Origin of the sequence: Vibrio glycogenivorans (assembly GCF_051660965.1) — a bacterium.
Taxonomy (GTDB): Bacteria; Pseudomonadota; Gammaproteobacteria; order Enterobacterales; family Vibrionaceae; genus Vibrio.
Genome location: NZ_JBPVIS010000002.1, coordinates 575,696 through 597,765, shown reverse-complemented (window position 1 = coordinate 597,765; position 22,070 = coordinate 575,696). Strand labels below are relative to the sequence as shown.

At 43.7% G+C, this 22,070-nt stretch carries 18 protein-coding genes; 15 read left to right on the top strand and 3 right to left on the bottom strand.

The features are described from left to right. The first annotated feature begins 78 nt into the window (after positions 1-78). From ACSTTG_RS07370 to ACSTTG_RS07315, 12 genes are all read left to right on the top strand, one after another. Complete coding sequence (locus ACSTTG_RS07370; protein ID WP_438474313.1) at positions 79-1,548, top strand: PAAR-like domain-containing protein; 1,470 nt, start codon at positions 79-81, stop codon at positions 1,546-1,548. 8 nt (positions 1,549-1,556) lie between these two features. Beyond that, positions 1,557-3,419: a hypothetical protein gene (locus ACSTTG_RS07365; RefSeq protein WP_438474312.1), complete on the top strand. Its 1,863-nt coding sequence runs from the start codon at positions 1,557-1,559 to the stop codon at positions 3,417-3,419. Further along, complete coding sequence (locus ACSTTG_RS07360) at positions 3,420-4,160, top strand: hypothetical protein (RefSeq protein ID WP_438457892.1); 741 nt, start codon at positions 3,420-3,422, stop codon at positions 4,158-4,160. Between the two features lie 92 nt (positions 4,161-4,252). After that, positions 4,253-6,109 (top strand): M23 family metallopeptidase, encoded by a 1,857-nt coding sequence (locus ACSTTG_RS07355; RefSeq protein WP_438474311.1) that lies wholly within the window; start codon positions 4,253-4,255, stop codon positions 6,107-6,109. Positions 6,110-6,126: 17 nt separating this feature from the next. Continuing rightward, positions 6,127-6,675 (top strand): hypothetical protein, encoded by a 549-nt coding sequence (locus ACSTTG_RS07350; protein WP_438474310.1) that lies wholly within the window; start codon positions 6,127-6,129, stop codon positions 6,673-6,675. A gap of 183 nt (positions 6,676-6,858) precedes the next feature. After that, the gene (locus ACSTTG_RS07345; protein ID WP_438474309.1) at positions 6,859-7,407 is read left to right on the top strand and encodes a hypothetical protein; all 549 of its coding nucleotides are present in this window, start codon (positions 6,859-6,861) and stop codon (positions 7,405-7,407) included. A gap of 481 nt (positions 7,408-7,888) precedes the next feature. Beyond that, positions 7,889-8,878 (top strand): transposase, encoded by a 990-nt coding sequence (locus tag ACSTTG_RS07340; RefSeq protein WP_438474308.1) that lies wholly within the window; start codon positions 7,889-7,891, stop codon positions 8,876-8,878. Positions 8,879-9,086: 208 nt separating this feature from the next. Next, positions 9,087-9,434 carry a putative peptidoglycan-binding domain-containing protein gene (locus ACSTTG_RS07335; RefSeq protein WP_438474307.1) on the top strand — a complete coding sequence of 116 codons (348 nt, stop codon included), beginning with the start codon at positions 9,087-9,089 and terminating at the stop codon, positions 9,432-9,434. Next, positions 9,394-9,771, top strand: a complete 378-nt coding sequence (locus ACSTTG_RS07330; RefSeq protein WP_438474305.1) for a hypothetical protein — start codon at positions 9,394-9,396, stop codon at positions 9,769-9,771. Before ACSTTG_RS07335 ends, ACSTTG_RS07330 begins: the two co-directional genes overlap by 41 nt. 147 nt (positions 9,772-9,918) lie before the next feature. Further along, a complete protein-coding gene (locus tag ACSTTG_RS07325) occupies positions 9,919-10,908 on the top strand; it encodes a transposase (protein WP_438457893.1) in 990 nt (329 codons plus the stop codon). A 612-nt stretch (positions 10,909-11,520) separates the two neighbouring features. Continuing rightward, positions 11,521-12,009, top strand: coding sequence for a hypothetical protein (locus ACSTTG_RS07320; RefSeq protein WP_438474304.1), 489 nt, complete (start codon positions 11,521-11,523; stop codon positions 12,007-12,009). An 89-nt stretch (positions 12,010-12,098) separates the two neighbouring features. Beyond that, positions 12,099-12,755 carry a hypothetical protein gene (locus ACSTTG_RS07315; RefSeq protein WP_438474303.1) on the top strand — a complete coding sequence of 219 codons (657 nt, stop codon included), beginning with the start codon at positions 12,099-12,101 and terminating at the stop codon, positions 12,753-12,755. Between the two features lie 275 nt (positions 12,756-13,030). Here the strand turns inward: ACSTTG_RS07315 and ACSTTG_RS07310 are convergent, their stop codons facing one another. The 3 genes from ACSTTG_RS07310 to tssH all read right to left on the bottom strand — a co-directional run bounded on the left by ACSTTG_RS07310 (position 13,031) and on the right by tssH (position 18,317). Further along, positions 13,031-13,468 (bottom strand): hypothetical protein, encoded by a 438-nt coding sequence (locus ACSTTG_RS07310; RefSeq protein WP_438457897.1) that lies wholly within the window; start codon positions 13,466-13,468, stop codon positions 13,031-13,033. A 504-nt stretch (positions 13,469-13,972) separates the two neighbouring features. Beyond that, positions 13,973-15,607, bottom strand: a complete 1,635-nt coding sequence (locus ACSTTG_RS07305) for a sigma-54 interaction domain-containing protein (protein WP_438457898.1) — start codon at positions 15,605-15,607, stop codon at positions 13,973-13,975. Next, positions 15,594-18,317, bottom strand: coding sequence for a type VI secretion system ATPase TssH (tssH, locus tag ACSTTG_RS07300; RefSeq protein ID WP_438474302.1), 2,724 nt, complete (start codon positions 18,315-18,317; stop codon positions 15,594-15,596). The genes ACSTTG_RS07305 and tssH overlap by 14 nt, the downstream gene beginning before the upstream one ends. A 536-nt stretch (positions 18,318-18,853) precedes the next feature. Between tssH and ACSTTG_RS07295 the strand changes: the two genes are divergently transcribed. The 3 genes from ACSTTG_RS07295 (at position 18,854) to ACSTTG_RS07285 (ending at position 22,069) form a co-directional block, all read left to right on the top strand. Next, positions 18,854-19,372, top strand: coding sequence for an Hcp family type VI secretion system effector (locus ACSTTG_RS07295; RefSeq protein WP_438457900.1), 519 nt, complete (start codon positions 18,854-18,856; stop codon positions 19,370-19,372). Positions 19,373-19,446: 74 nt separating this feature from the next. Beyond that, positions 19,447-21,528 carry a type VI secretion system Vgr family protein gene (locus ACSTTG_RS07290; RefSeq protein ID WP_438474301.1) on the top strand — a complete coding sequence of 694 codons (2,082 nt, stop codon included), beginning with the start codon at positions 19,447-19,449 and terminating at the stop codon, positions 21,526-21,528. A gap of 1 nt (position 21,529) precedes the next feature. Then, positions 21,530-22,069, top strand: a complete 540-nt coding sequence (locus tag ACSTTG_RS07285) for a hypothetical protein (RefSeq protein ID WP_438457902.1) — start codon at positions 21,530-21,532, stop codon at positions 22,067-22,069. Position 22,070: the final 1 nt, after the last annotated feature.

The window sequence follows — 22,070 nt, the reverse complement described above, 5'->3', positions numbered from 1 at the left end:
TTGCCTAGTGATTCAGGCGAAACGCAATCATGACTACATGATAATATTTATACAATTTCAGATGGTTAAGAGACGACTATGAGCAAATCGAGCATTAATGGACTAAGCGTTGTGCACAAAAAATCTGGTGGAAAGGTTGTCAGTGATGTGCCGGATGTTTGTATCACCACCGTTAGTAAAAAAGACGTGCAGATGGCTTACGTCAATCAGGCTGAATCGAGCGATCTGGATAAAGGCTCAAAGTCTGTCTCAATGAATGGTACTAGCATCGCACTTGAAAAATCGGTGTTCTCCAAGAGTAAAGGCGATGAGGCTGGCAACAAGAAAGGTGTCAAATCGGGCACCATCAAGGGTGAGGCCGCGTTCACGACCGCCTCAAGCAGCGTGACGATTGAAGGCCAAGGCGTGGGTCGTCAAACCGATATGATGACGATGAATGACGGCAATACCGTATGCTCTCCGGGCGTGATGCAAAGTGGCGTCAGCGTGAAGCCGGAAGAAGAGGGGACTTACAGCTTAGATGTTAAGGTCACTTACCCATCCGGTGCCCCGCTTGCTAATGCAGCGTTCACCCTAGTCGACGATAAAGGCGGCACACTTGCTTCTGGCCAGCTCGACAATAACGGCGGTGCCGAGCTCTCCGGGTTACCTAATACGACCTGCTTTATCAACTGCGAAGAGAGTAGTGATGATTTTGTCGTGACCCAAAGCCTCAAACCAAACGATGGGTTTGATAGTGTGCCAGATACCCAAGCCTTAATTGACGATGCCAAGGGCTCGAAACTGCCATTTTGGCAGTTTGCTGCCAACGGCAAAGGCACACCTTGGGGCGCATTTAACACCTCTTTGTATGAGTCGGATGACTTTCACACCATGCTGCGCAACAATCTTACGATTCACTTCCCATTCAAAGAATCGAATCGCAGCGACGCAGCGCTATTTGACACCATTCTCGAGGTGCTAGCCCAAGACGAGATTCTCCCAGAGCATGCGTGCGATTTGGTCGTCCTGATCGCACCACTAGTCCATCAAGAGGGCGCGGTGAGCCGTTTGCTGCTCACCATTGAGCCAGAGAAGACCTACAGCGACCTGTGTGCACATATGCGCTATCTGGGCGAGGGTAACCCGCAAGACTATTTGGCCGACTTTTGTGGTTCGCGCGCATCGGAGCATGCTGACCTCTACGCACAATCGATGATTGCGCTGTTTGATAGCTTACTGGACCAATTCGAGTATTGCCGCTCCCAAGCGCAAGACGCTGAGTTGAGCTTAATCGAGGCTGACATCCAGCATCATATTGAGTTGCTTAGTCTGCGTCGCAGTGAAGTGCCAGAGGCGATGCAAAATGCACTCAACATGGCCGTCGATCATCTGTCTGAGCTGATGGGTAGCGGCGACGAAGTCGAGGTAACCAAGCCAGACAACTTTGGTATTCAGACCGCCTCAGCCTCGGGTGCGAGCGCTTATGTCATCGTTAATACACTCAAGCCGCCCGTTTATCTGCCTGAGCACCGATACGACGCCGCCACTTTCACTTTTTCTGGGTAATTAGCCTTATGAGATTTGTCTATCCAATCACTAAACAAGACGGAAGCGCTTTTGCTGATCAACAAGAGATTGAAACGCAACTGAGCAAAGAGACCCGCGGCCAGTTTGGCTTCAACCCCTCGAACCGCAGCTGGCATGGCGGCATGCATATTACGGATAAAAGTGCACCGTGGGTAAAAGCCGATGCAGAAAGCGCTCAGCCAGTCCAAGCGATCGCCGATGGTGAAATTGTCGCCTATCGTATTGCCAATGAGTATTTGACTTCAACTTATGAGGGAAACACTCTGCATTACAGTAATAGCTTTTGTTTGGTTAAGCATCAGTTTACTGGCAGTGATGAGAGTGAGAGTTTTGAGTTCTTCTCTTTGTATATGCACTTGGCACCGGTTTCGGTGATTGAAGAGGCGGAAGCGGCGACGATACCGAGTTGGATGTGTGAAAAAGTGCAAGCGAAAACGACCACTGGGGTAAACTTGCGTAGGGACCCATCCCGAACTTCCTCTGGTACCCCGACCGCTGGCAGCGTTTTAGAAACGCTAGCTAAAGGAACTAAATTTGAATTTAGCACCTTAGAGAATTATGAAGTCCAAAAAATTGGCGGCACTGACCATCAAATGGCCAAATGCAAAACTGAAGGCGGCAAACAAGGTTGGCTTTGCGTTGAAGAGAGCTATGTTGATGTGCTTAGAGAGTGCCCATTAAGCATTAGTGATCCAGAGCAAGTCGTGGTGTTAAGTAAGCCAATACCCGTACGCGCAGGCGACCCTATTGGGTATTTGGGGTGTTACGACATCGCTAAGTTTGGTGGCGGCGTTGAAACCCGCTATCAGATCCACTTTGAACTGCTATCACACTGTGAAAATAAACCAACCAGTGAGTTTCTTGCAGCGTTTTTTGGTGAGGAAGCCTCAGTTGAGCTAAAACCACTGGAAAATGATTCAGACAGTGAAGAATATCTAGACCTAAAATTACCTTCCCCTTTCTATTCAGCACTTTATAATACGCTCAATCACATCAGACAAGGTGAGCCAACGGGCCTTGAGATGTTTGACCGCTTCAAACCATGGGATAGCTGTAAGCAAGTGGTCGTCCGAAACAATAGCGAGTGGCACCGAGAATCTCATGAGCGTGATTTTCTAAATAGTTTGATAGAAAAAGTTCGGTTTCCAAGCCAAGTGAGACAGCTTGAGCATGAGAAGGGGCGGATTGATAGTTTGGTTTGGCATAAAAAGGCGGAGTCTCTTGGGCTTAGAGAGCAAGTTTGGAACTGGTGGCCATTGAGTGAAGCAGATAAAAAAATAAATGAAGTTGAAAACATGTATGCCAAGCTTAGGAAGAAGCTCGAAGAATATGAGAACAAAGTAAATCATATGTATCGCTGCAGTAAGGGCAAAGTTACGATTGGTGTCGGTCATATGATGCCGAACTATTCCGCAGCACAGGATGTACCGTTTATATTTAGAGATACAGGTCGTTTAGCAACTTCGAAAGAGATAAAAGAAGAGTTCACTCTTATAAGTAACTCTGACCTTTCTCTTGATCACAGAGCAAGAGCATACAGGCGACACACTAAACTAATTATAACAGACGATGTTATTGACAATTTGACTGAAAAACATATTCAAGTTTTTGAAAAAGAGCTAAAAGTGGTATATGGGAAAAAAGAGTTCGATTCTTTCCCAACTGATGTAAAGCTAGCTCTTTTTGATATGATATTTAATTTAGGGCAAACCACGCTTACAAATGTGTTTGTTAATTTCAATAAACATATAAATAATCGAGATTTTCATAAAGCAGCTGAAGAAAGTAATCGACCAGATGTAAATCCATCAAGAAACTTATATGTAAGAAAACTACTAGAGAAGAACTAAATGAAAGGTTATACAAAATTTGTCTTGATGACATTATTGTTTTTAGTGACAAGTAATACGATAGCTTCACAAGATTATGCTGTTGTACTGAGTAAAACACATCCTGCGCTATCGTGGGGTGAGAATAGATATACAAGTATTGAAGGTGATGACTTTGAGAAAATCAAGGATTTAAAGTGGGAGTATGAGTTCGACTTAATAAATCGTGAAGATGAAAGTGAAATATATGTTGAGTCATGTAATCAGATGATAACTGCATTTGAATCAGGGTTTGAGCCAAAATATAATAGTGAATGGGGTGTTACTCTTGATCGCCACTTGTTATGTATGAGCTTAGATTTGATAAATAATTCAACTAATTCATCTATATCATATGTGATTGATTTCGCATTTGACATTGATTTTCCTTCTAAAGTATCAAGTGAGCTTGGAGTGTCAGTATCTAAAGAACATAACGTCTTGAGAGCCAAAGCAACGAATTGGAACTCTTTTAGTAAGATTGACTCTATAGAAAAAATTAGTGGTTGGGGAGTGAGATATATTGGTGAAAATTCATCACAGATTGTAAGTTTATTGGGTAAGGGTGACTACAGTGGAAATGGTATTGAAGATATATTTATCTATGTACACGACTCATTGCTCGAAGGAAGTTATAGTAATTCAAGACTTTTTATACTAGGAAAATATGATGATGCTTCAGACTTCGTAGTTTTAGACACTTTTGCAAGATTTAAAGATTAAAGAATTAATATAAAAATTACAAGACACCCATTGAATTACTTTGACACCCATAACTTTGGCACAATCCCTCTAACCGCAGCTGGCATGGCGGCATGCATATTACGGATAAAAGTGCACCGTGGGTAAAAGTCGATGGTGAAAACACTCAGCCAGTCCAAGCGATCGCCGATGGCGAAATTGTTGCCTATCGTATTGCCAACGAGTATTTGACCTCAACTTATGAGGGAAACACTCTGCATTACAGTAATAGCTTTTGTTTGGTTAAGCATCAGTTTACTGGCAGTGATGAGAGTGAGAGTTTTGAATTCTTCTCTTTGTATATGCACTTGGCACCGGTTTCGGTGATTGAAGAGGCGGAAGCGGCGACGATACCGAGCTGGATGCATGAGCAGATAACAGCGAAAACAAAAACAAAAGTAAACCTGCGAGGTGAACCCTCTAATGGAGAGAACAACACAAGGATTGCCGGTGATGCGGTAGAAACACTGCCACAAGGGACTGACATCGTCTTTAGCCTTTTAGAAAATTATGAAAGGCAGCTGGTTAATGGCAGAAGTCATCAAATGGCGAAGTGTAAAGTCGGCGAAACTAAACAAGGTTGGTTTTGTGTAGAAAATAACTTAATTGACGTGGTCAAAGAACATCCTATTACGATTGAGGACCCAGAAGCCGTCGTAGTTTTAGAAAAGCCAATCCCAGTGCGCGCAGGCGATCCGATAGGCTATCTTGGGCGTTACGATGCGGCTAAATTGGGCGGGTTAATTGAAACACGTTATCAACTGCATTTTGAGTTGCTTTCTCATCATGACAAGCAACCAACCAACGAGTTTTTGGTCGACTTTTTTGGAGAAGAGCACTCAAAAGAGTTGGCTATTCTTAAAAACGACTCTGATAGTGACGAATACTTAGATCTAAAACTTCCTTCTTTTTTTTATTCAGCGCTGTATAACATCATTAATCACGTGACTAAAGGCGAGCCTACCGGCCGTGAAATGTTTGACCGTTTTAGACCGTGGGACAGCTGTAAACCGGTGGTTGTGCGCAATAACAGTGAATGGTACAAAGAATCACGCGAATGCGAGTATCTAGACAAGCTCATTAGTGAACACGCCCACCCACGCTTGGTGAGACAGGTAGAGCACGAAAAACAACGTATTGATAGTCTGGTATGGCACAAGAAGGCCAAGGCGATAGGGCTTGATAAACAGGTTTGGAATTGGTGGCCACTAGGAAAGGTTAAAAAAAGGAATTGGCGAGAGCCGATTGATAATCCGATCAGCACTAACCATACCTACCAGGGTTACCTAGCTCCAATGGGGGGGCTTTTTGGTATGACGCGCCAAAACAAATACGGTGACCCGCACCCACATCGTGGCCTGGATATTTTCGCAGTTGTTGGCACGCCAGTCTACGCGAGTGTGAGAGCCGAAGTGATGATGACGAGGTATAGTGAATCCTTGGGGAACACAATAGTCTTGAAAGTAGATGAACAAACTGCAAGAGAATTGTGGGCTGAAAGATTGCCCCTTGAGCCAAGAAAATTGGGTACTCGAGTTGAACACACGGTCGATGAAAGGTTTGACCTTAAACATGGGCTGAGATTTCTATACTGCCATCTAGATTCACTAGAAATCAATCCAAAAACAAATGAAGTGTATAAAGTTAAAGACATCATCGAGCAGGGCTGCCACTTTGCTAACGTGGGAGTCAGTGGTAATGCCTCTCCGACAAAAGCCCCCCATTTGCATTTTGAAGTCCTCTCTCAATTAGGTTATGGCAATGTAAAAACTCGAGTAAACCCGGGATATTTTGTAGATTTTAAATATTATGATGAACAAAGCTCAGCTGAAAAAGAAGCGCAGCGCAGGATAGCAGGCCAAGCTAGCCAGGAGTTTAATATAACTGCCAATAATACATTCAAAGATGATAATAAACGTACAGAAGTTTAAGCGGGGTAATATTAATTATGAAGCGTTTGATGGTTCTTTTGTTAATTATATTTTCTCACTCGATTTTTGCAAGCGAAGAGCTGTTTAAATTTAGCTGTACAGATACTACTTCTGAGAACAAAGTAGCTCGCTATGGATGGAAAGGAATAGATCCTGAACATTTTCCAGACAGCCATGGCTTACTAGAGTTAATAGTGTCTGACAAAAGTGTTTCAGTATTGGTAAATAATAAGCTTGAGTATGAAGAATTAATAGATAGGAGTAAAGTGAGGTTGCTTGGCGACGGAACGTTGGTATTATTAGGTGACAATTTACTTAAGTTTCACATCTATATGTTTTCGTATGAATTGGAAGATTTGGATTTCGGTATCATCTTTCAATACATTGGTGAGTTAGGAGATTCTCGTATTGATTGGTATTGTGAAGAAAGGTCTCAAGGTAAAATATACGATAACACAAGTGCTTTTTTTGACTTTATGAAAAATAAACTTCAACCGGAAAATAAAGGTAGGTACGAATTTATAATCGACTACTGGTTAAACAGAGAGAAGCAAAGTGAGCGATAATTAATTTGAATAAGGCAAGTGGAATATATTTATATTTAACGTGACGCGCATGACTCTACCATGTCAGTGCAGACTTCCTTTAATAGAGCAAATTTAATCTTTCGCGGAGTCAACGTTAAAAATACCCACGTAACTTTGTAGTATAAAATAGCAACATATAACTAATGATTTAGGGTAAGAAAAATGAAACTACTGATGTCACTTCTTTTGATAATATTCCCAAGTTCGAGCTTAGCAAGCGAGGTGTTGTTTAAGTTTAGTTGTACAGATACCAAATCTGAAAACAAAAGAGATCATTATGGCTGGGACGGAGGGAAACCTGGTTTTTTTCCTGACAGCCATGGTATACTCGATTTAGTGGTATCTGATGACAAGATTATGGTTCTAATTAACGGTGAAAGTAAATATGAAGCATTAATTAACAGCAATAACGTTAAGCTATCTCAAGGTGGTAGATTAGAGTTATTTGATGATAACCAACTTAAGTTTGATATTGATATGTTTGCATATGATTTGGAAGATTGGAACTATGCTATCGTTTATGAGTTTGTCGAAGAATTAACAGACCAGCGGATTAAGTGGTATTGTGAGGAGCGGGGTCAAGGTAAAATTTACGATAACGCAAGTGCCTTTTTCGACTTCATGATTAATAAGCTTAAATTGGATAAAGAAAATGGATATGAATTTATAGTTCAGTTCTGGTCAGTAAGGGAGCAGCGAAATAAAAATTAAAGGTGAATTATTAAAACACCGAAATTAATTAGACACCTATAACTTAAGTGCATCATCACAGGCTCTCCTACACTAAATTTGAGCACGACCATTAGGAGAGCGATGATGCCTAGAGCCAGATCTGAGCAGGCGAGTCTTGAAGATACTGCCTACTACCACTGTATTTCACGGTGCGTACGCAGAGTTAACAATCAGAGTTAACAAGACACCCATAGTTTGATATGGGTGTCTTGTTTAAGCGCAGTTTAAAGGTGCTGTCGGTTCAGAAGGCTCACTTCGTCAATTCCAGGAGCATCATGGCTTGTTACGAATGCAAGGGATTGGGAGTGCTAAGCGGTGTTTTAGAGCAGCTTAGCAATGTACACAGCAGGCGACTCTTTCGGATAGCCCAACCGTAAAGTTTGATAAGACACCCATAACTTTGGCGCATCATCACAAGCTCTCCTACACTAAGACGATCACGACCATCAGGAGAGCGATGATGCCTAGAGCTAGAACTGAGCAGGTAAGTCTTGAAGATACTCCCTACTACCACTGTATTTCGCGGTGCGTACGCAGAGCTTTTCTTTGCGGTATCGACGATGCCACGGGAAGGAGCTACGAGCACCGTCGAAATTGGGTTGAAGAGCGATTGCTGAAGTTAGCATCTGTATTTGCAATCGATATCTGCGCCTATGCTGTAATGAGCAATCATACCCATATAGTTCTCCGTGTGAATCGAGAGCAAGCAATGAGCTGGAACACGACGGAGGTGATAGAGCGTTGGCACAAATTGCACAAAGGCACTTTGCTGACATCGCGTTATATCATGGGCGAAAAGCTAGATGCCGCCTCACAAAAAGCGGTACAAGAAACCGCGGAGGTGTACCGCCAGCGTTTGTATGATATCAGCTGGTTTATGCGTAATCTGAATGAGGCTATTGCCCGTAAGGCCAACAAAGAAGATGGTTGTACCGGCCGATTTTGGGAAGGAAGGTTTAAATCCCAAGCTCTCTTAGATGATGCTGCCCTGCTAGCTTGCATGGCTTATGTTGACCTAAACCCAGTTAGGGCGCAGTTATCAGAGACGCCAGAAGACTCAGACTTTACGAGCGTCAAGAGAAGAGTTCGGTCATTAAAACAGGATGGTGCTGCAAAGCAACCAGCCGAACTTGCTCAATTCGTTGGGGATGATTGTAAAGGTAAGTCACAAGGGCTGCTGTTTAACTTAGACGACTATTTGCTATTGCTGGATGTTACTGGTCGTGTGATTCGCGATGATAAACCCGGAGCGATACCACCTGAATACCCTCCAATATTGAAGAGATTGAGTATTGATGAGACAGCTTGGCCTGGCTTGATTTCAGCTTTTGGAAAACAGTTTAAAGGCGCTGTCGGCGCTGAAGGCTCACTTCGTCAGTTTCAGGAACATCACGGTTTGTCACGAATGCAAGGGATTGGGAGTGCTAAGCGGTGTTTTAAAGCAGCTTAGAGAGGTACATTGCAGACGATTGTTTGGGATAGTGCAACCGGCAGAGCAAATTGATTAGCTTTGAACAAAGGTAGTTCGTTATGGAACTGACTTACGTTCTGTGTAATTTAGAGTAGTTAGGGCACGGTACTAAACAGTCAAATCATTTTGTGTTTCTGACAAGTGGCGCGGTATCAAGATAGATTGTCTTTTCTTCTAGCCCTTAGTAATGTGTTTTTTTGTGGTACTTCGAGCGTTGTTTGATATGGGTGTCATATTAATATTCAATGTCGAATTGGCTTTCCAAATTTTCGATTTCAGAATGAATGCTGGCGGGAATGCAATAAAATCTCTGCAGCGTTGCTTGAACGAAGTATTTGATAAAAAACTAGTGATTGATGGTTTTTGGGGCACAAATACGTTGGATGCCGTAAATTCTGTTGATTCCCGGAAATTATATATAAAGTTTAGAGAATATAGAATTGCGTGTTACAAGCATATCTCTGAAGCTAGGCCTAAAAATAAGAGGTTTTTAAATGGCTGGATTAAACGCGCTAACTCGTTTAGCTATTACTAGTGTCCTATTCTGTACAGGGCATTTGTCAGCTACAGAGTGGCATTACGATACAGAAAGGCACTCCTTTTCAATAGAGGCTAATGTTTCAGAAGAACAGTTGATACTTAATTACTGTTTTATCTATAACCAAGGCCAAAAGATAAACTGTGATGACAGTTTATACAACGTTTTGAAGTTTAATGAAAGTGAAAATCGTTATAATTCTGCTAAGGTGATAAACTCTTGGAACGGTCAGTTATTTGAGCTTAATGTGTGTTTAGAGGGTGATAATATTCATTGGGTAACGAAAGAAGAAGAAATTTATATACCAAAGGCTATAACATTATATAGAGACTGAAAATAACGCAATTAATTGATTAATCAATTAATAATAATTAATAAGACACCCATAACTTTGGAATCAATTAATAAGACACCCATAACTTTGGCGCATCATCACAGGCTCTCCTACACTAAAAAGAGTTTGAACATTAGGAGAGCGATGATGCCTAGAGCCAGATCTGAGCAGGTGAGTCTTGAAGATACTGCCTACTATCACTGTATTTCACGGTGCGTACGCAGAGCATTTCTTTGCGGTATCGACGATGCAACGGGAAAGAGCTACGAGCACCGTCGAAATTGGGTTGAAGAGCGATTGCTGAAGTTAGCATCTGTATTTGCAATTGATATCTGCGCTTATGCGGTAATGAGCAATCATACCCATATAGTTCTGCGTGTGAATCGAGAGCAGGCAATGAGTTGGAACACGACAGAGGTGATAGAGCGTTGGCATAGATTGCACAAAGGCACTTTGCTGACATCGCGTTTTATCCTGGGCGAAGAGCTAGATGCCACCTCACAAAAAGCTGTACGAGAAACCGCAGAGGTGTACCGAAAGCGTTTGTTCGATATCAGCTGGTTTATGCGCAATCTGAATGAGGCGATTGCCCGTAAGGCCAATAAAGAAGATGGTTGTACGGGCCGATTTTGGGAGGGAAGGTTTAAATCCCAAGCTCTCTTGGATGATGCTGCACTGCTAGCTTGCATGGCCTATGTTGACCTAAACCCAGTTAGGGCGAAGTTAGCAGAAACACCGGAGGACTCAGATTTTACGAGCGTTAAGAAAAGAGTTCGGTCACTAAAACAGGGTAGTGCTGAAAAGCAACCAGTCGAACTCGCTCAATTCGTTGGGGATGATTGTAAAGGTAAGTCACAAGGGCTGTTGTTTAATTTAGACGACTATTTGCTATTGCTGGATGTTACTGGTCGTGTGATTCGCGATGATAAACCCGGAGCGATACCACCTGAATACCCTCCAATATTGAAGAGATTGAGTATTGATGAGACAGCTTGGCCTGGTTTGATTTCAGCTTTTGGAAAACAGTTCAAAGGCGCTGTCGGCGCTGAAGGCTCACTTCGTCAGTTTCAGGAACATCACGGTTTGTCACGAATGCAAGGGATTGGGAGTGCTAAGCGGTGTTTTAAAGCAGCTTAGAGAGGTACATTGCAGACGATTGTTTGGGATAGTGCAACCGGCAGAGCAAATTGATTAGCTTTGAACAAAGGTAGTTCGTTATGGAGCTGACTTATGTTCTGTGTGATTTAGAGTAGTTAGGGAACGGTACTAAACAGTCAAATCATTATGTGTTTCTGACATGTGGCGCGGTGTTAAGATAGATCGTCGTTTCTTCTATTCCCAGTAATGTGTTTTTTGTGGCATTTCGAGCGCTATTTAAAATGGGTGTCTTTTTAATACCAAGCGCTATTTAAAATGGGTGTCTTTTTAATATTAGTAATGTGTTTTTGTGGCACTTCGAGCACTGTTTAATAAGGGTGTCAATTAATACTGTATAGAAAAATCACACAGGTCATGGTTAGAGTATAGAGAACTCAACTGCGCCATTAAATCTTTTGAGATAGAGCCAGAGACGCCAACCCATTCTACGTTAATGAAAATCTGTAAAATAGAGATGAATAGTGTGAGAGAGCAGCAGATTAATAGTTTTTAGTTAGAATACGTTCAATAATAACAAAGTTCTTTGTGTAAAACCCGCACAAGTAACTTGATTGTCACCAACATATCTAATGTACTTTTAAGTAAATAGTAATGAAAAATAATTTTAGTTACAAAGCTATACTGATTGCATTTTTAAGCTTTAACGCAGTGTCACAGGACGTTGTAGAGTTCACAAATGGGACTAGACAGTCGATTAAATCCCATGTTGAGCCAGATTTTATTGACTACTCGTATAGCTTTCATGATTTGAATTTTAATGGGCAGTTAGATCTTATTATAAATGAGAGGGCTAGCACTCCTGATACGCAATTTGCCCATTTATTTAATTCAGATAATGGTCGCTTTGATGATCAGGTTGCTTTCGATGTTGACTCCATTTTTAAGAGCTCAGATTTTGTATGTACGATAAAATCTGATCAAGGAAAAGTGATAGTTAAGTTCAGGTATAAGGATAGCACAGTTAACCAGTATTATTTTGACTATAAAGCTGAACAGTTAGATGGTGAAAAAATAGAAAACAGCTTTGAAAAGTTTGAGAAGAAATTGAAGGAATGTACTGATACAGAGAATGTATATTGAAGTAGAGCCACTAAAAAACCACAATTTCGTTGGTTTTTGGTTGTTCTCCCTTAGGTTGTCGACGTGATTTATAAATATAATGGAAGGTGATGATGATTTCCGGCTCAACTCAACAGACTCTCTCAAAGAGGGCGTCTTTTTTTATTGCTCTATGTTTGTCAATTTTTTCTAATGGCGTAAAAGCCGTTGAGGTACTAACTTGCTCAATTGAAAGTAACGAATATTATATTGCGGAATTAGACCAATCCAAAGGCGATTACGAGACATTCCTTGAACTTTACAACAAATATTCGTTCTTTGAGGAATCTTATAGATTAAAGCTAGTAGTAGAGGACTCTACACTAAAATACATAAATTTTGACGAGGTATTGATTAGTATTGATTTATCCTCTGATGACGTTGACGACTTCCTTAGGTATAACCAAGTTTATGATAACGAAATGACCGCCGGAGACCCGGGCGATGACAGAGTGCTACATTACTTTAGTGTTCAACTGTTCAATGAACAAACAATGGTTTCCCCCCATGAATATGAGTTGATGTTAGGTCAAGCGAGTGCTGATGCAGATTTAGTCAATCTAATGGAGTTAATTGACGAAACCTATAACTCAGTTCTTAACCTTTCCATTGGCGCTAACATTGCAGTCGAAAGGACATTTGAAATCGACGTTAAATACACAGCGATGTGTAACCCAAATACCATGCCAATGGGTAAGCTAAAAGAACTCATTAGGTTAGTTCTTTGAACCAAATCAATCTGATTAAACCTTTGAGCTATAACTACAAAATCGCCTTATGATGAAACAAAAGTGGCTATATATCAGGAGTTTGACCTTGGCTAAAATTCGGGGTTATTGGAAGTTGGTTGGTCAATGATCGTGGCATCGAGGTGTCAGTTCGAGAGGACAATTCGTCAGTTACTCAAGATTTTTTGCTCTACATTGGTTTCGTCATACTACAAAGATTGAATGTGATGCAGTAAGTGAAAACCTTTGACTAAACAGTCAAAGGTTTTTATAGGTTAGGCATTTCTGTAGCGGGACGAGGTAACCATGAATCGAAGAAAAATCCCTACGCCTCCGAACGCTAGAACCAGAATCAAGATAAAATCAAATGAAGACATTGGTAGCATTCTAATCTTAAGGTTGGTAATTACGCCAAAAATCATGGCTCCACAGGTGCACAAGGTCAGCATCCAGGCAAACATTGAGCGATGATTCATGAATATCCAGATGATTCCAATGATCATAGGCACAAACACCATCCCACTCGTTAAGCCAAAACTACCAATGTTTTGTGCGCCATAGCCAGCATATCGATAAATTGGCGTGTTAAACCTGAAAGTGCTTCCGACAGATATTTTATCCAGAAGTAAGTAAAATCCACTCCCCATCATGGCACTACCTAATAAAAAGTCTCGCCAAATCGCCATAGCGGAAGGTCGTTTTCTATAACTCATTATGTATCCTTAACATTGATTTAGCCCTTTATAGCCTATTAAATTGTCTCTACTATTTATTTTTCAATAACTCTTCACTACAGTATCCTTTTAAGGAATTTTGCGCCTTTATAAACAGTATCAATGTAATGAGTGATATTATTGAGGTTGCCGGGGTGCTGTTGCCATTTATAAGAGAGAGTAACGCAATCAGTGAAGTGGACAATCCGAGTAATGCAAAGACCCTGTAGTTAGTCAAGGCACCAGATAACTCCTTGACTGCAGAGTCTTCATCTAATGACTGGACATTATCTGCGTACAGTACATAACCTTGTTGTAATAAACACTCTATGTCCATTTGTAGACTGCTTGAGTTTGAGTTAATTGCGACAAGTTGACGCCTATTTTTGTAAATGTGAAATATTTGCTGTTTCATCGTGCTCAGTATTCGGGAGTGACAATTTATATAGTGATCGTAAAACACCGTTGGGTATCTCGAATGAATTACCCAGCTATGTTTTACTATCACACACTCTGACTTAAACCATATTTTTTGATCTTATGATTTAGGGTACTCAGAGGCATATCAAGAAACTCCGAAGTTTTCTTAATTTGCCAACCAAAGGAGTCGAGTTGGTTTTGAATCAACTTGCGCTCATAGTCGTTGACGGCCTGCTTTAAAGATAGGTTTTCACCATCATCACTGGCGCCAAGTTCCGGTAGAGTCACCTTAATGCTCTCAGCTTTTCGCTCAGGCTGAGTCGGTTGTGGTTCACTTTCTAGCAGTTCAAACTCCTCACCAAACTCAACGGTTTCAATCGTACTAAAATCTGATAGCAGTACTGAGCGTTCGATTATATTACGCAGTTCACGTACATTACCTGGAAACGCGTAGTCAAGTAATTGGATCCTGGCTCTTTGACTTAGTACTGGCGTGGCCTCGAGAGCCATACGCTTAGAGACGTCTGAGATAAAGTGCTCAGCCAGTGGCAAAATATCATCTTGGCGTTCTCGTAGTGGGGGAAGATTAACTGGGAACACATTTAAGCGATGGTACAAATCGGCACGAAAATCGCCTTGCTTGATTTGCTGCAGGATATTGCAGTGCGTCGCCGCGACAACGCGAACATCGATATGCCGCTCCTTACTTTCACCAATGCGACGAATCGTTCGCTCCTGCAATACTCGCAGCAGTTTTGCTTGCAACAACATTGGCATATCGCCAATTTCATCAAGGAATAATGTACCGCCATTGGCTGCTTCAAACAGGCCAATTTTGTCGCTATCTGCACCCGTAAAAGAACCTTTCTTGTGGCCAAATAACTCTGATTCAAGCAGTTGCTCTGGTATTGCTGCGCAGTTTTGCGCGATAAAAGGCTGCTTTGCACGATCGGAGCTTTGATGGATATGACGGGCAATCACTTCCTTACCTGAGCCAGTCTCACCACGCAGCAACACATCCACCGGCAGGCGCAAAATCCTTTGCAGTCGCGACAGTATGGCTTGCATGGCCTCACTCTCGGCGATCGGCCCATCATAGCCTGGTTTTTTGCGTTGTTTCAGTTGGCGGTTTTCATCTGACAGTGCTTGGTTGTCGTTATTTAATTGCTGAATATGCTGATGATAAGTTTCCAACAACACCGCTTGGCGAATACTGGTTGCCGCCAACTGTGTGAATGTTGTTAGCGATTGCTCGTCATCAATCACATTTAGGTTGGACAGAACCAACAAGCCAACGGTCTGCTGCTGAAGATCTTTGAGCGGCCAAGCTATCAGGTTTTGGCTGTTGATGTTTAGTAGGCGCTCATTATTATAAATCGACTCGCAGTCATAACCATTGTATCGATAAAGCTCGTTGATAAGGACTACTTCACCAGTTTGGAGAGCAAAGCTAAACGGGTCGTTTTCAGCTAGCCCTTGGTAGTCCAGTGCAATCCATGGGTGAGCTTCCAGTGGTTGCTCGTTGACATGTACTGCTAAGGGCACCAGCTTATCACCGGTTTGATCCAGAACATAAATAATGCCGTGGCTTGCCATGGTTAACTGGCGTGCCGCCGCCAAAATGGCGTGCATGGTGGACGCCAATTGGCTGCGATCAGCCATAGAGTGGCTGATCGCGAGTAGGGCATTATTGAGTTCGTCAGCCTTAGCTGAATGCATACTCAATACTTCCTTGTTCTGATACAGAGATGGTCAGTTGGGTATAACGCTGCTCTTCACCTTGTAGGGCCAATAGCTGATTAGACAAGTTTGGTAACAGATGACGGTTGATCACCGCATCGATGTTACGCGCACCTGTTTCTGCAATGCGGCAGTGTCCTAGGACAAACTCAACCAAAGGCTCATCGAAACACAGCTCGATTTGATGATTGTCATCAAGACGTTGTGCCAGTTTACCCAGCTTGTGTTTGATGATATCCGCCATCGCCTCATCGCCAAGCGGGAGATAAGGCACCACGTTCATGCGCGCGAGTAGGGCAGGCTTGAAGTAATGATTCAGCGTTGGGCGAATACTTTCTGCAATCTCTTCTGATTGAGTTAGATTGTCTAGTGACTCTTGCGGCTGCTCGCTTTGCTGCTGATGCAGGGCTTCTATCTCGGCAGTCGCCAAATTACTGGTCATAATGATCAGGGTATTCTTGAAATCGATGCTCCGTCCCTCACCGTCATTTAGCGTACCTTTATCAAACACTTGATAGAAAAGGTTCATCACTTCTGGGTCCGCTTTCTCAACTTCATCGAGCAGGACGACAGAGTAAGGACGCTGTCTCACTGCTTCGGTGAGCATGCCACCCTCACCGTAACCAACGTAGCCAGGAGGAGAGCCAATCAGACGAGACACGGTGTGTTTCTCTTGGAATTCAGACATGTTGATGGTGGTCATAAAGCGCTCACCGCCAAACAACTGGTTGGCAATGGTGATCGCAGTTTCTGTTTTACCCACACCACTAGGACCAACCAGCAAGAACACACCGGTAGGCGCATCTGGGTTGGCAAGGCCAGCCTTCGCTGATTTGATACCTTGCGCCAATGTCGCCAGTGCAAAGTCTTGTCCCTTGATGGTTTGTTTAAGGCTATCTTCTAACGAGAGAATCGTTGCTGCCTCGTCTTGTTGTATTTTCCCAACTGGCACACCCGTCCAATCGGCGATCACTTGTGCCACCTCTGTCGGACCCACCTCAAAATGGACTAACGGTTGCTTGTCGCGCAGCTCATCCAGTCGTGCCTGACAGTCATTGATCTCTTGATGCAGTGCGGCTAACTCTTCAGCGCTAAGCTCAACTGGCTGATCTTCTGCGGTATTAAGCGTGTCGCCATCCTCAGTTGAGGTTTGACCTGCTAGAGGTTCATCACTGTCCTCTTGGGTTGCTTGGTGCAGGCGATTACGCAACTTTAGCATTTCCGAGATGAGTGCCTTTTCCGCTTGCCACTGCTCAGATAGCTGATGCTTGTCTTGCTCTAAGCGCGCGATTTTCTCTTCAAGATCTGGTAATCCATCTGCTGCGAGTGAATCCCCGGTGTGCTGAGTTTTATCACGGGTCACGCCGTCTAGCTCGCGGCGGCAAGCCGCAATCTCTTGCTCAAGTGATTCAATCGGAGCTGGAATGGCGTTAAGGCTGATATTGACACGCGCACACGCAGTATCAAGCACGTCAATGGCTTTATCGGGTAGTTGGCGGCCGGAGATATAACGAGAGGAAAGCTCTGCTGCCACTGTGATAGCGTCATCACGAACATACACATTGTGAGATTTTTCGTACGCGCCGCGCAGGCCGCGAATAATCAGAGCGGCTTGCTCCGGTGATGGCTCGTCAAGTTTAACTAATTGGAAACGACGCGCGAGGGCAGGGTCTTTCTCAAAGTACTTCTTATATTCTGACCAAGTGGTCGCGGCAATGGTTTTGATCTCTCCGCGTGCCAGCGCAGGTTTAAGCAGGTTAGCAGCATCACTGCCGCCGGCTTGGTTACCGCCACCGACTAGCGTGTGTGCTTCATCGATAAACAGGATGATTGGCGTAGGAGAGTTTTTGACTTCTTCAAGTACGGCGTTGAGGCGTTTTTCAAACTCACCTTTGACGCTGGCTCCAGCTTGCAACAGGCCCATGTCGAGACCGTACAGCTCTACACCTTTCAAAATATCAGGGACTTCACCCTCGACAATCTTCAACGCGAGACCTTCAACGACTGCGGTTTTACCGACGCCCGGCTCACCAACGGCAATTGGGTTGTTTTTACGACGGCGCGCTAGAATATCGATGATCTGACGGATCTCGCGGTCACGACAGAACACAGGGTCAATCTCACCTTTGCGTGCCTTACCGGTAAAGTCGGTGGTGTATTTACTGAGCGCAGTGCCTTCATCACGCGGCTCAGATGCAGCGCTGTTGATCTGCTGTGCCTCTCGAGATTGGGCAGTGATGTCATGAAACTCGCGTTTTAGCGTATCAATATTTATCGCTTCAAACTGACTCGCGTAACTGTGTTGTCCGTATCGCAGAGGGTTAGACACCAAGGCTAAAAGCAGCCCACCTGAGCGGATTTCGTGAAGACCTAGGTCAATTGAGCTCATCAACCAGGTTTCTTGCAGCCACTCAATTAGGAGTGCAGAGAAAACGGGTTTGCTGCTTGAGCCAGAGGTTTGCTCTACTGAACTGTTCAGCGCCTGACGCAAAAGATTTGGTGAGCACTCGAACTTAGTCAAGATCAGATCGAGGTCTGAATCTGGTCGTTCGAGTAAGCTCAAAAGGTAGTGTTCGATTTGGATTTCTGCACTGCGCATAGAGACAGCCAGTGCCGCGGCATCTTCGAGTGCCGTCTTACTTAGTGGGTGGAGCCGCTCAATAAGTGCAGCGAGATTAACATTTATCATCGTGGTGTATCACTCATTTCAAATTCGTCGCGATATTATAAGTTATTTGAAATATTGAGTTTTATTAGGAGGCCACTAATAGCCCCTCAAATCAGTGGTTATATAAGGCATCAGCTATAGGTTAACTATTATCAAAGGCTTGTATTTAGTTAAAAGCACTGAATTATTAGGCAATAAGAGTTTTCGTTATGTAATATCGACTGAGGTTAAAAAAACGCCACTTTTGAGTGGCTAAAGCTTGGAAATAGTGAAAGTGAATTACCATTTAAGTTTGACTAACAATATGTCGTTTTCTTTATACGATAGTCTAAACCAGTTTTTACTGTCACTAAAAATTGAACGATTTAATACAAAAAATTAAATGCAAGAATCTAGTAAATTGTATTTAGTTAGATAAAAATATGTGCCACCCGCCTTAAGTTACTGTATTTATTGGAAAATAAAAGTTGGCACGCAGAATGCATTGTTAGGTTCAGTCGCAGTGATTAAGCGATTGTCTAATTTGATTTATTAATGAATGTTTAAAGGAATGTAATATGCCTAGCCCAGCTTATATGTCTATCCAAGGTGAAACTCAAGGTCACATCACTGCAGGTACTAACTCTGCTGATTCAGTGGGTAACAACTGGCAAGAAGCTCACATTGATGAGTTTCTAGTTCAACAGCTTGAGCACTCTCTAACTGTACCACGTGACCCACAAAGTGGTCAGCCTACTGGTCAGCGTGTACACAAGCCAATGATCGTAACTAAGCAGCAAGACCGTTGTTCTCCACTACTATTCAACGCACTAGTAAGCGGTGAAAAACTTCCAGAGTGTGTACTGCGTTTCTACCGCACTTCTGTACAAGGTAAGCAAGAGCACTACTACTCAATCAAACTGATCGACGCGCTAATCGTTGACATCGAAACTCAAATGGCTCACTGCCAAGATCCTGAGTTCGCAACTCGTCAAAACGAAGAGATCGTTAAGCTAACTTACCGCGCAATCGAAGTGACTCACGAAGTATGTGGCACTGCAGGTAACGACGACTGGCGTGCTCCACGCGAGGCATAATTGTCGCCGCGTAAGTAAGTACGCTCATGCGTACAGTGTTAGTAGAGATTTTAATTAGGTTCGGTATTTAGAATATGAGTAATGAAATCAATTTTGGTTTTTCATTGAGTGAAAGTGAGCTTGAATTCCGTGTAGAGAGTTTTCAGGTGCAAGAGCAGCTGTCTCAGCCTTTTCAAGTTATTGTCACCTTGTTATGTGAAGATGCTGACCTTGATTTAGAGTCTCTGCTAACTCAATCCGGCTGTCTGAGCCTGCTAGGTCAGGGCAGCGGGGTTTCACGTTGTTTCCATGGGGTGGTGCAGCAAGCCCGCTTTATAGGAACGGCGAAGCGATTTAGTCGTTATGAATGTGTGTTGTCACCTCAGATCGCGTTTTTGGCCCATCGCTCGAACTGCCGCATATTTCAAACACTTTCGGCTGAAGAGATCATTCAGCAGGTGTTTGATGACGCGGGTATCAGTGATGTCGAATGGAAGACTATCCACAATTACCCACAGCTAGAGTATACGCTGCAGTATCGTGAGACAGACCTTGAGTTTGTCCATCGAATGCTTGCCCAGCATGGCTTGTGGTATTACTTCGAGCATAGTGAGTCCGGTCACCACATGGTGATCACCGACAGCAACACCACGGTGGAAACGCTGCAATCGGACATGGAAAATAGCTCAGATAATTCATCAGAAATCCTTTACCACCCAGTAGGTGGTGGGGTGCCTGATCGTGAACATATCTTTGAGATTGGCGCTGCAATCCGTGCCCAGTTTGCGCAGGTTGCACTGGCCGATTACAACTATTTGACACCAAAGCTACCGCTTGATGTTGAATCTTCGCTCACTGGCCAGGAACAAGCACGCCTCTATGATTATACCGGTCGTTACGGCGATCCTGAGCAAGGTGCACTTCAAGCAGAGCATCGCCAGCAACGTCATTTGGTCGAGCAACGCAATATTGGTGGTCGAAGCTGTGTTATGCGACTGACACCCGGATATCACATTGATGTTCAGGGCCACCCGCGCTCAGCCATTAATCGTGATTTTCTGCTTCTGTCCGTGACCCATGTCGGTGATAATCCACAAGTTCAAGAAGAGGGTGCAACGGGCGAGCCAACCACCTATGGCAATACCATCACACTGCTTGATGCGGATATCGAATTTAAACCTGCTTACCATCAACCGGTTCGAATTGACGGCCCACAAACCGGGGTTGTTGTTGGTCCTGAGGGTGAGGAGATTTACACCGATGAGTTAGGTCGCGTGAAGGTACGCTTTCACTGGGACCGCGCTGAGACGGAAGACGAAAACGCAACCTGTTGGATCCGCGTTAGCCAATCGATGGCTGGGGGTAACTGGGGTAGCGTCTATTTGCCAAGAATTGGCCAGGAAGTGATGGTGAACTTCTTGGAGGGCAACCCAGATAGCCCAATTGTTACCGGCGCAGTATTTAATGGCGTCAACAATACACCCTATGCCTTGCCAGAGCACAAGACGCGCACCACATTGCGTACTCAAACCCATCAGGGTGAGGGTTACAATGAACTGAGCTTTGACGACGCGACTAATGCCGAAGAGGTTTATCTGCGCGCACAACGTGATCTAAACAGTGACGTATTGAACAACCAAACAGCGCATATTCATAACGACAAATTTTTAACCGTAGACGGTAATCAATCTAACGAGGTGAAAAAAGATTTCATCGAAGTGATTGCTGGCACGAAGCAAACCGATGTCCACCAGACATTCGACGAAACGGTCCATGAGGATGTCAACAGTCACTACATGGCCAATCAAACTCACACGGTTGGTGAGAGCCTATCGCTGAGCATCAGTGACGACAAGCAAGAGGAAATTGGTAACAACAGTACTCTGCAAGTTGGTGGTAATGAAACCCTCACCGTGGATGGCAACCGCACCATTGATACCAAAGGAAGTGAGTCGTTACAGGTGGGTGGGGCATACAAGGTGAACGTCTCTGGGACCGCAACCATTAATGCCAATGGCGCGACCAAGGTGGTCAGTGCCGATAGCATTGTGCTTCAGGCGGGTGGCGCTCAATTGTCACTCTCGAGTAGTGGAGTCATTAAACTCACCGGGACATCAATTACCATCAATGGCTCGGCAAAATGTTTGGTAACGGGAGGCGCAGTAAGCGTCAACTAAAATGCAGGCTAATAAGACCCTATTAGAAAATGCGCTTGATACGACGACAGAGCGAAGTCAAGCGCAACAACTCGTCGAAAACCATGCCGCCGGTGTCTCACCGGCGGATGCGATCTCGGCACCTAGTGCCCGATTCGGTAAAATCATTGGGCTTGATTTGACCAATAATCAGGTCAAAGTCCAAATAGAGGGACTTTGTGAAGAATTTCCTCACGCAGCAAAACTGGGACGCGCGTTCAGCCTTGAGGAGCTGCATATGGCTATCGACAATCAGTTGGATTGTCGAGTTGAGTTCATTGGCGGCGATGTAAACCTGCCCATCATCAGCGATATCTTTTTTTCTATTATCAGTAGTAAGACCTTGGTGCTCAAAGCGGAGCGAGTCAATATTGTAGCCGACAAAGAGCTGACGCTAAGTGCTGCCCAAGCCAAAACACGAATGAGTGGTCGAGACGGACGAATAACCACTGAATCTAAGTACATCACGACTCAAGCGGAGAAGGGACACTTTATCCGCGGGGGACATGTGGCGATCAATTAAA

Excerpts from the sequence above, each read along its gene's own strand:
- ACSTTG_RS07370 (WP_438474313.1), top strand. The coding sequence starts at position 79 with ATGAGCAAATCGAGCATTAATGGACTAAGCGTTGTGCACAAAAAATCT.
- ACSTTG_RS07365 (WP_438474312.1), top strand. The coding sequence starts at position 1,557 with ATGAGATTTGTCTATCCAATCACTAAACAAGACGGAAGCGCTTTTGCT.
- ACSTTG_RS07360 (WP_438457892.1), top strand. The coding sequence starts at position 3,420 with ATGAAAGGTTATACAAAATTTGTCTTGATGACATTATTGTTTTTAGTG.
- ACSTTG_RS07355 (WP_438474311.1), top strand. The coding sequence starts at position 4,253 with ATGCATATTACGGATAAAAGTGCACCGTGGGTAAAAGTCGATGGTGAA.
- ACSTTG_RS07350 (WP_438474310.1), top strand. The coding sequence starts at position 6,127 with ATGAAGCGTTTGATGGTTCTTTTGTTAATTATATTTTCTCACTCGATT.
- ACSTTG_RS07345 (WP_438474309.1), top strand. The coding sequence starts at position 6,859 with ATGAAACTACTGATGTCACTTCTTTTGATAATATTCCCAAGTTCGAGC.
- ACSTTG_RS07340 (WP_438474308.1), top strand. The coding sequence starts at position 7,889 with ATGCCTAGAGCTAGAACTGAGCAGGTAAGTCTTGAAGATACTCCCTAC.
- ACSTTG_RS07335 (WP_438474307.1), top strand. The coding sequence starts at position 9,087 with ATGTGTTTTTTTGTGGTACTTCGAGCGTTGTTTGATATGGGTGTCATA.
- ACSTTG_RS07330 (WP_438474305.1), top strand. The coding sequence starts at position 9,394 with ATGGCTGGATTAAACGCGCTAACTCGTTTAGCTATTACTAGTGTCCTA.
- ACSTTG_RS07325 (WP_438457893.1), top strand. The coding sequence starts at position 9,919 with ATGCCTAGAGCCAGATCTGAGCAGGTGAGTCTTGAAGATACTGCCTAC.
- ACSTTG_RS07320 (WP_438474304.1), top strand. The coding sequence starts at position 11,521 with ATGAAAAATAATTTTAGTTACAAAGCTATACTGATTGCATTTTTAAGC.
- ACSTTG_RS07315 (WP_438474303.1), top strand. The coding sequence starts at position 12,099 with ATGATGATTTCCGGCTCAACTCAACAGACTCTCTCAAAGAGGGCGTCT.
- ACSTTG_RS07310 (WP_438457897.1), bottom strand. The coding sequence starts at position 13,468 with ATGAGTTATAGAAAACGACCTTCCGCTATGGCGATTTGGCGAGACTTT.
- ACSTTG_RS07305 (WP_438457898.1), bottom strand. The coding sequence starts at position 15,607 with ATGCATTCAGCTAAGGCTGACGAACTCAATAATGCCCTACTCGCGATC.
- tssH (WP_438474302.1), bottom strand. The coding sequence starts at position 18,317 with ATGATAAATGTTAATCTCGCTGCACTTATTGAGCGGCTCCACCCACTA.
- ACSTTG_RS07295 (WP_438457900.1), top strand. The coding sequence starts at position 18,854 with ATGCCTAGCCCAGCTTATATGTCTATCCAAGGTGAAACTCAAGGTCAC.
- ACSTTG_RS07290 (WP_438474301.1), top strand. The coding sequence starts at position 19,447 with ATGAGTAATGAAATCAATTTTGGTTTTTCATTGAGTGAAAGTGAGCTT.
- ACSTTG_RS07285 (WP_438457902.1), top strand. The coding sequence starts at position 21,530 with ATGCAGGCTAATAAGACCCTATTAGAAAATGCGCTTGATACGACGACA.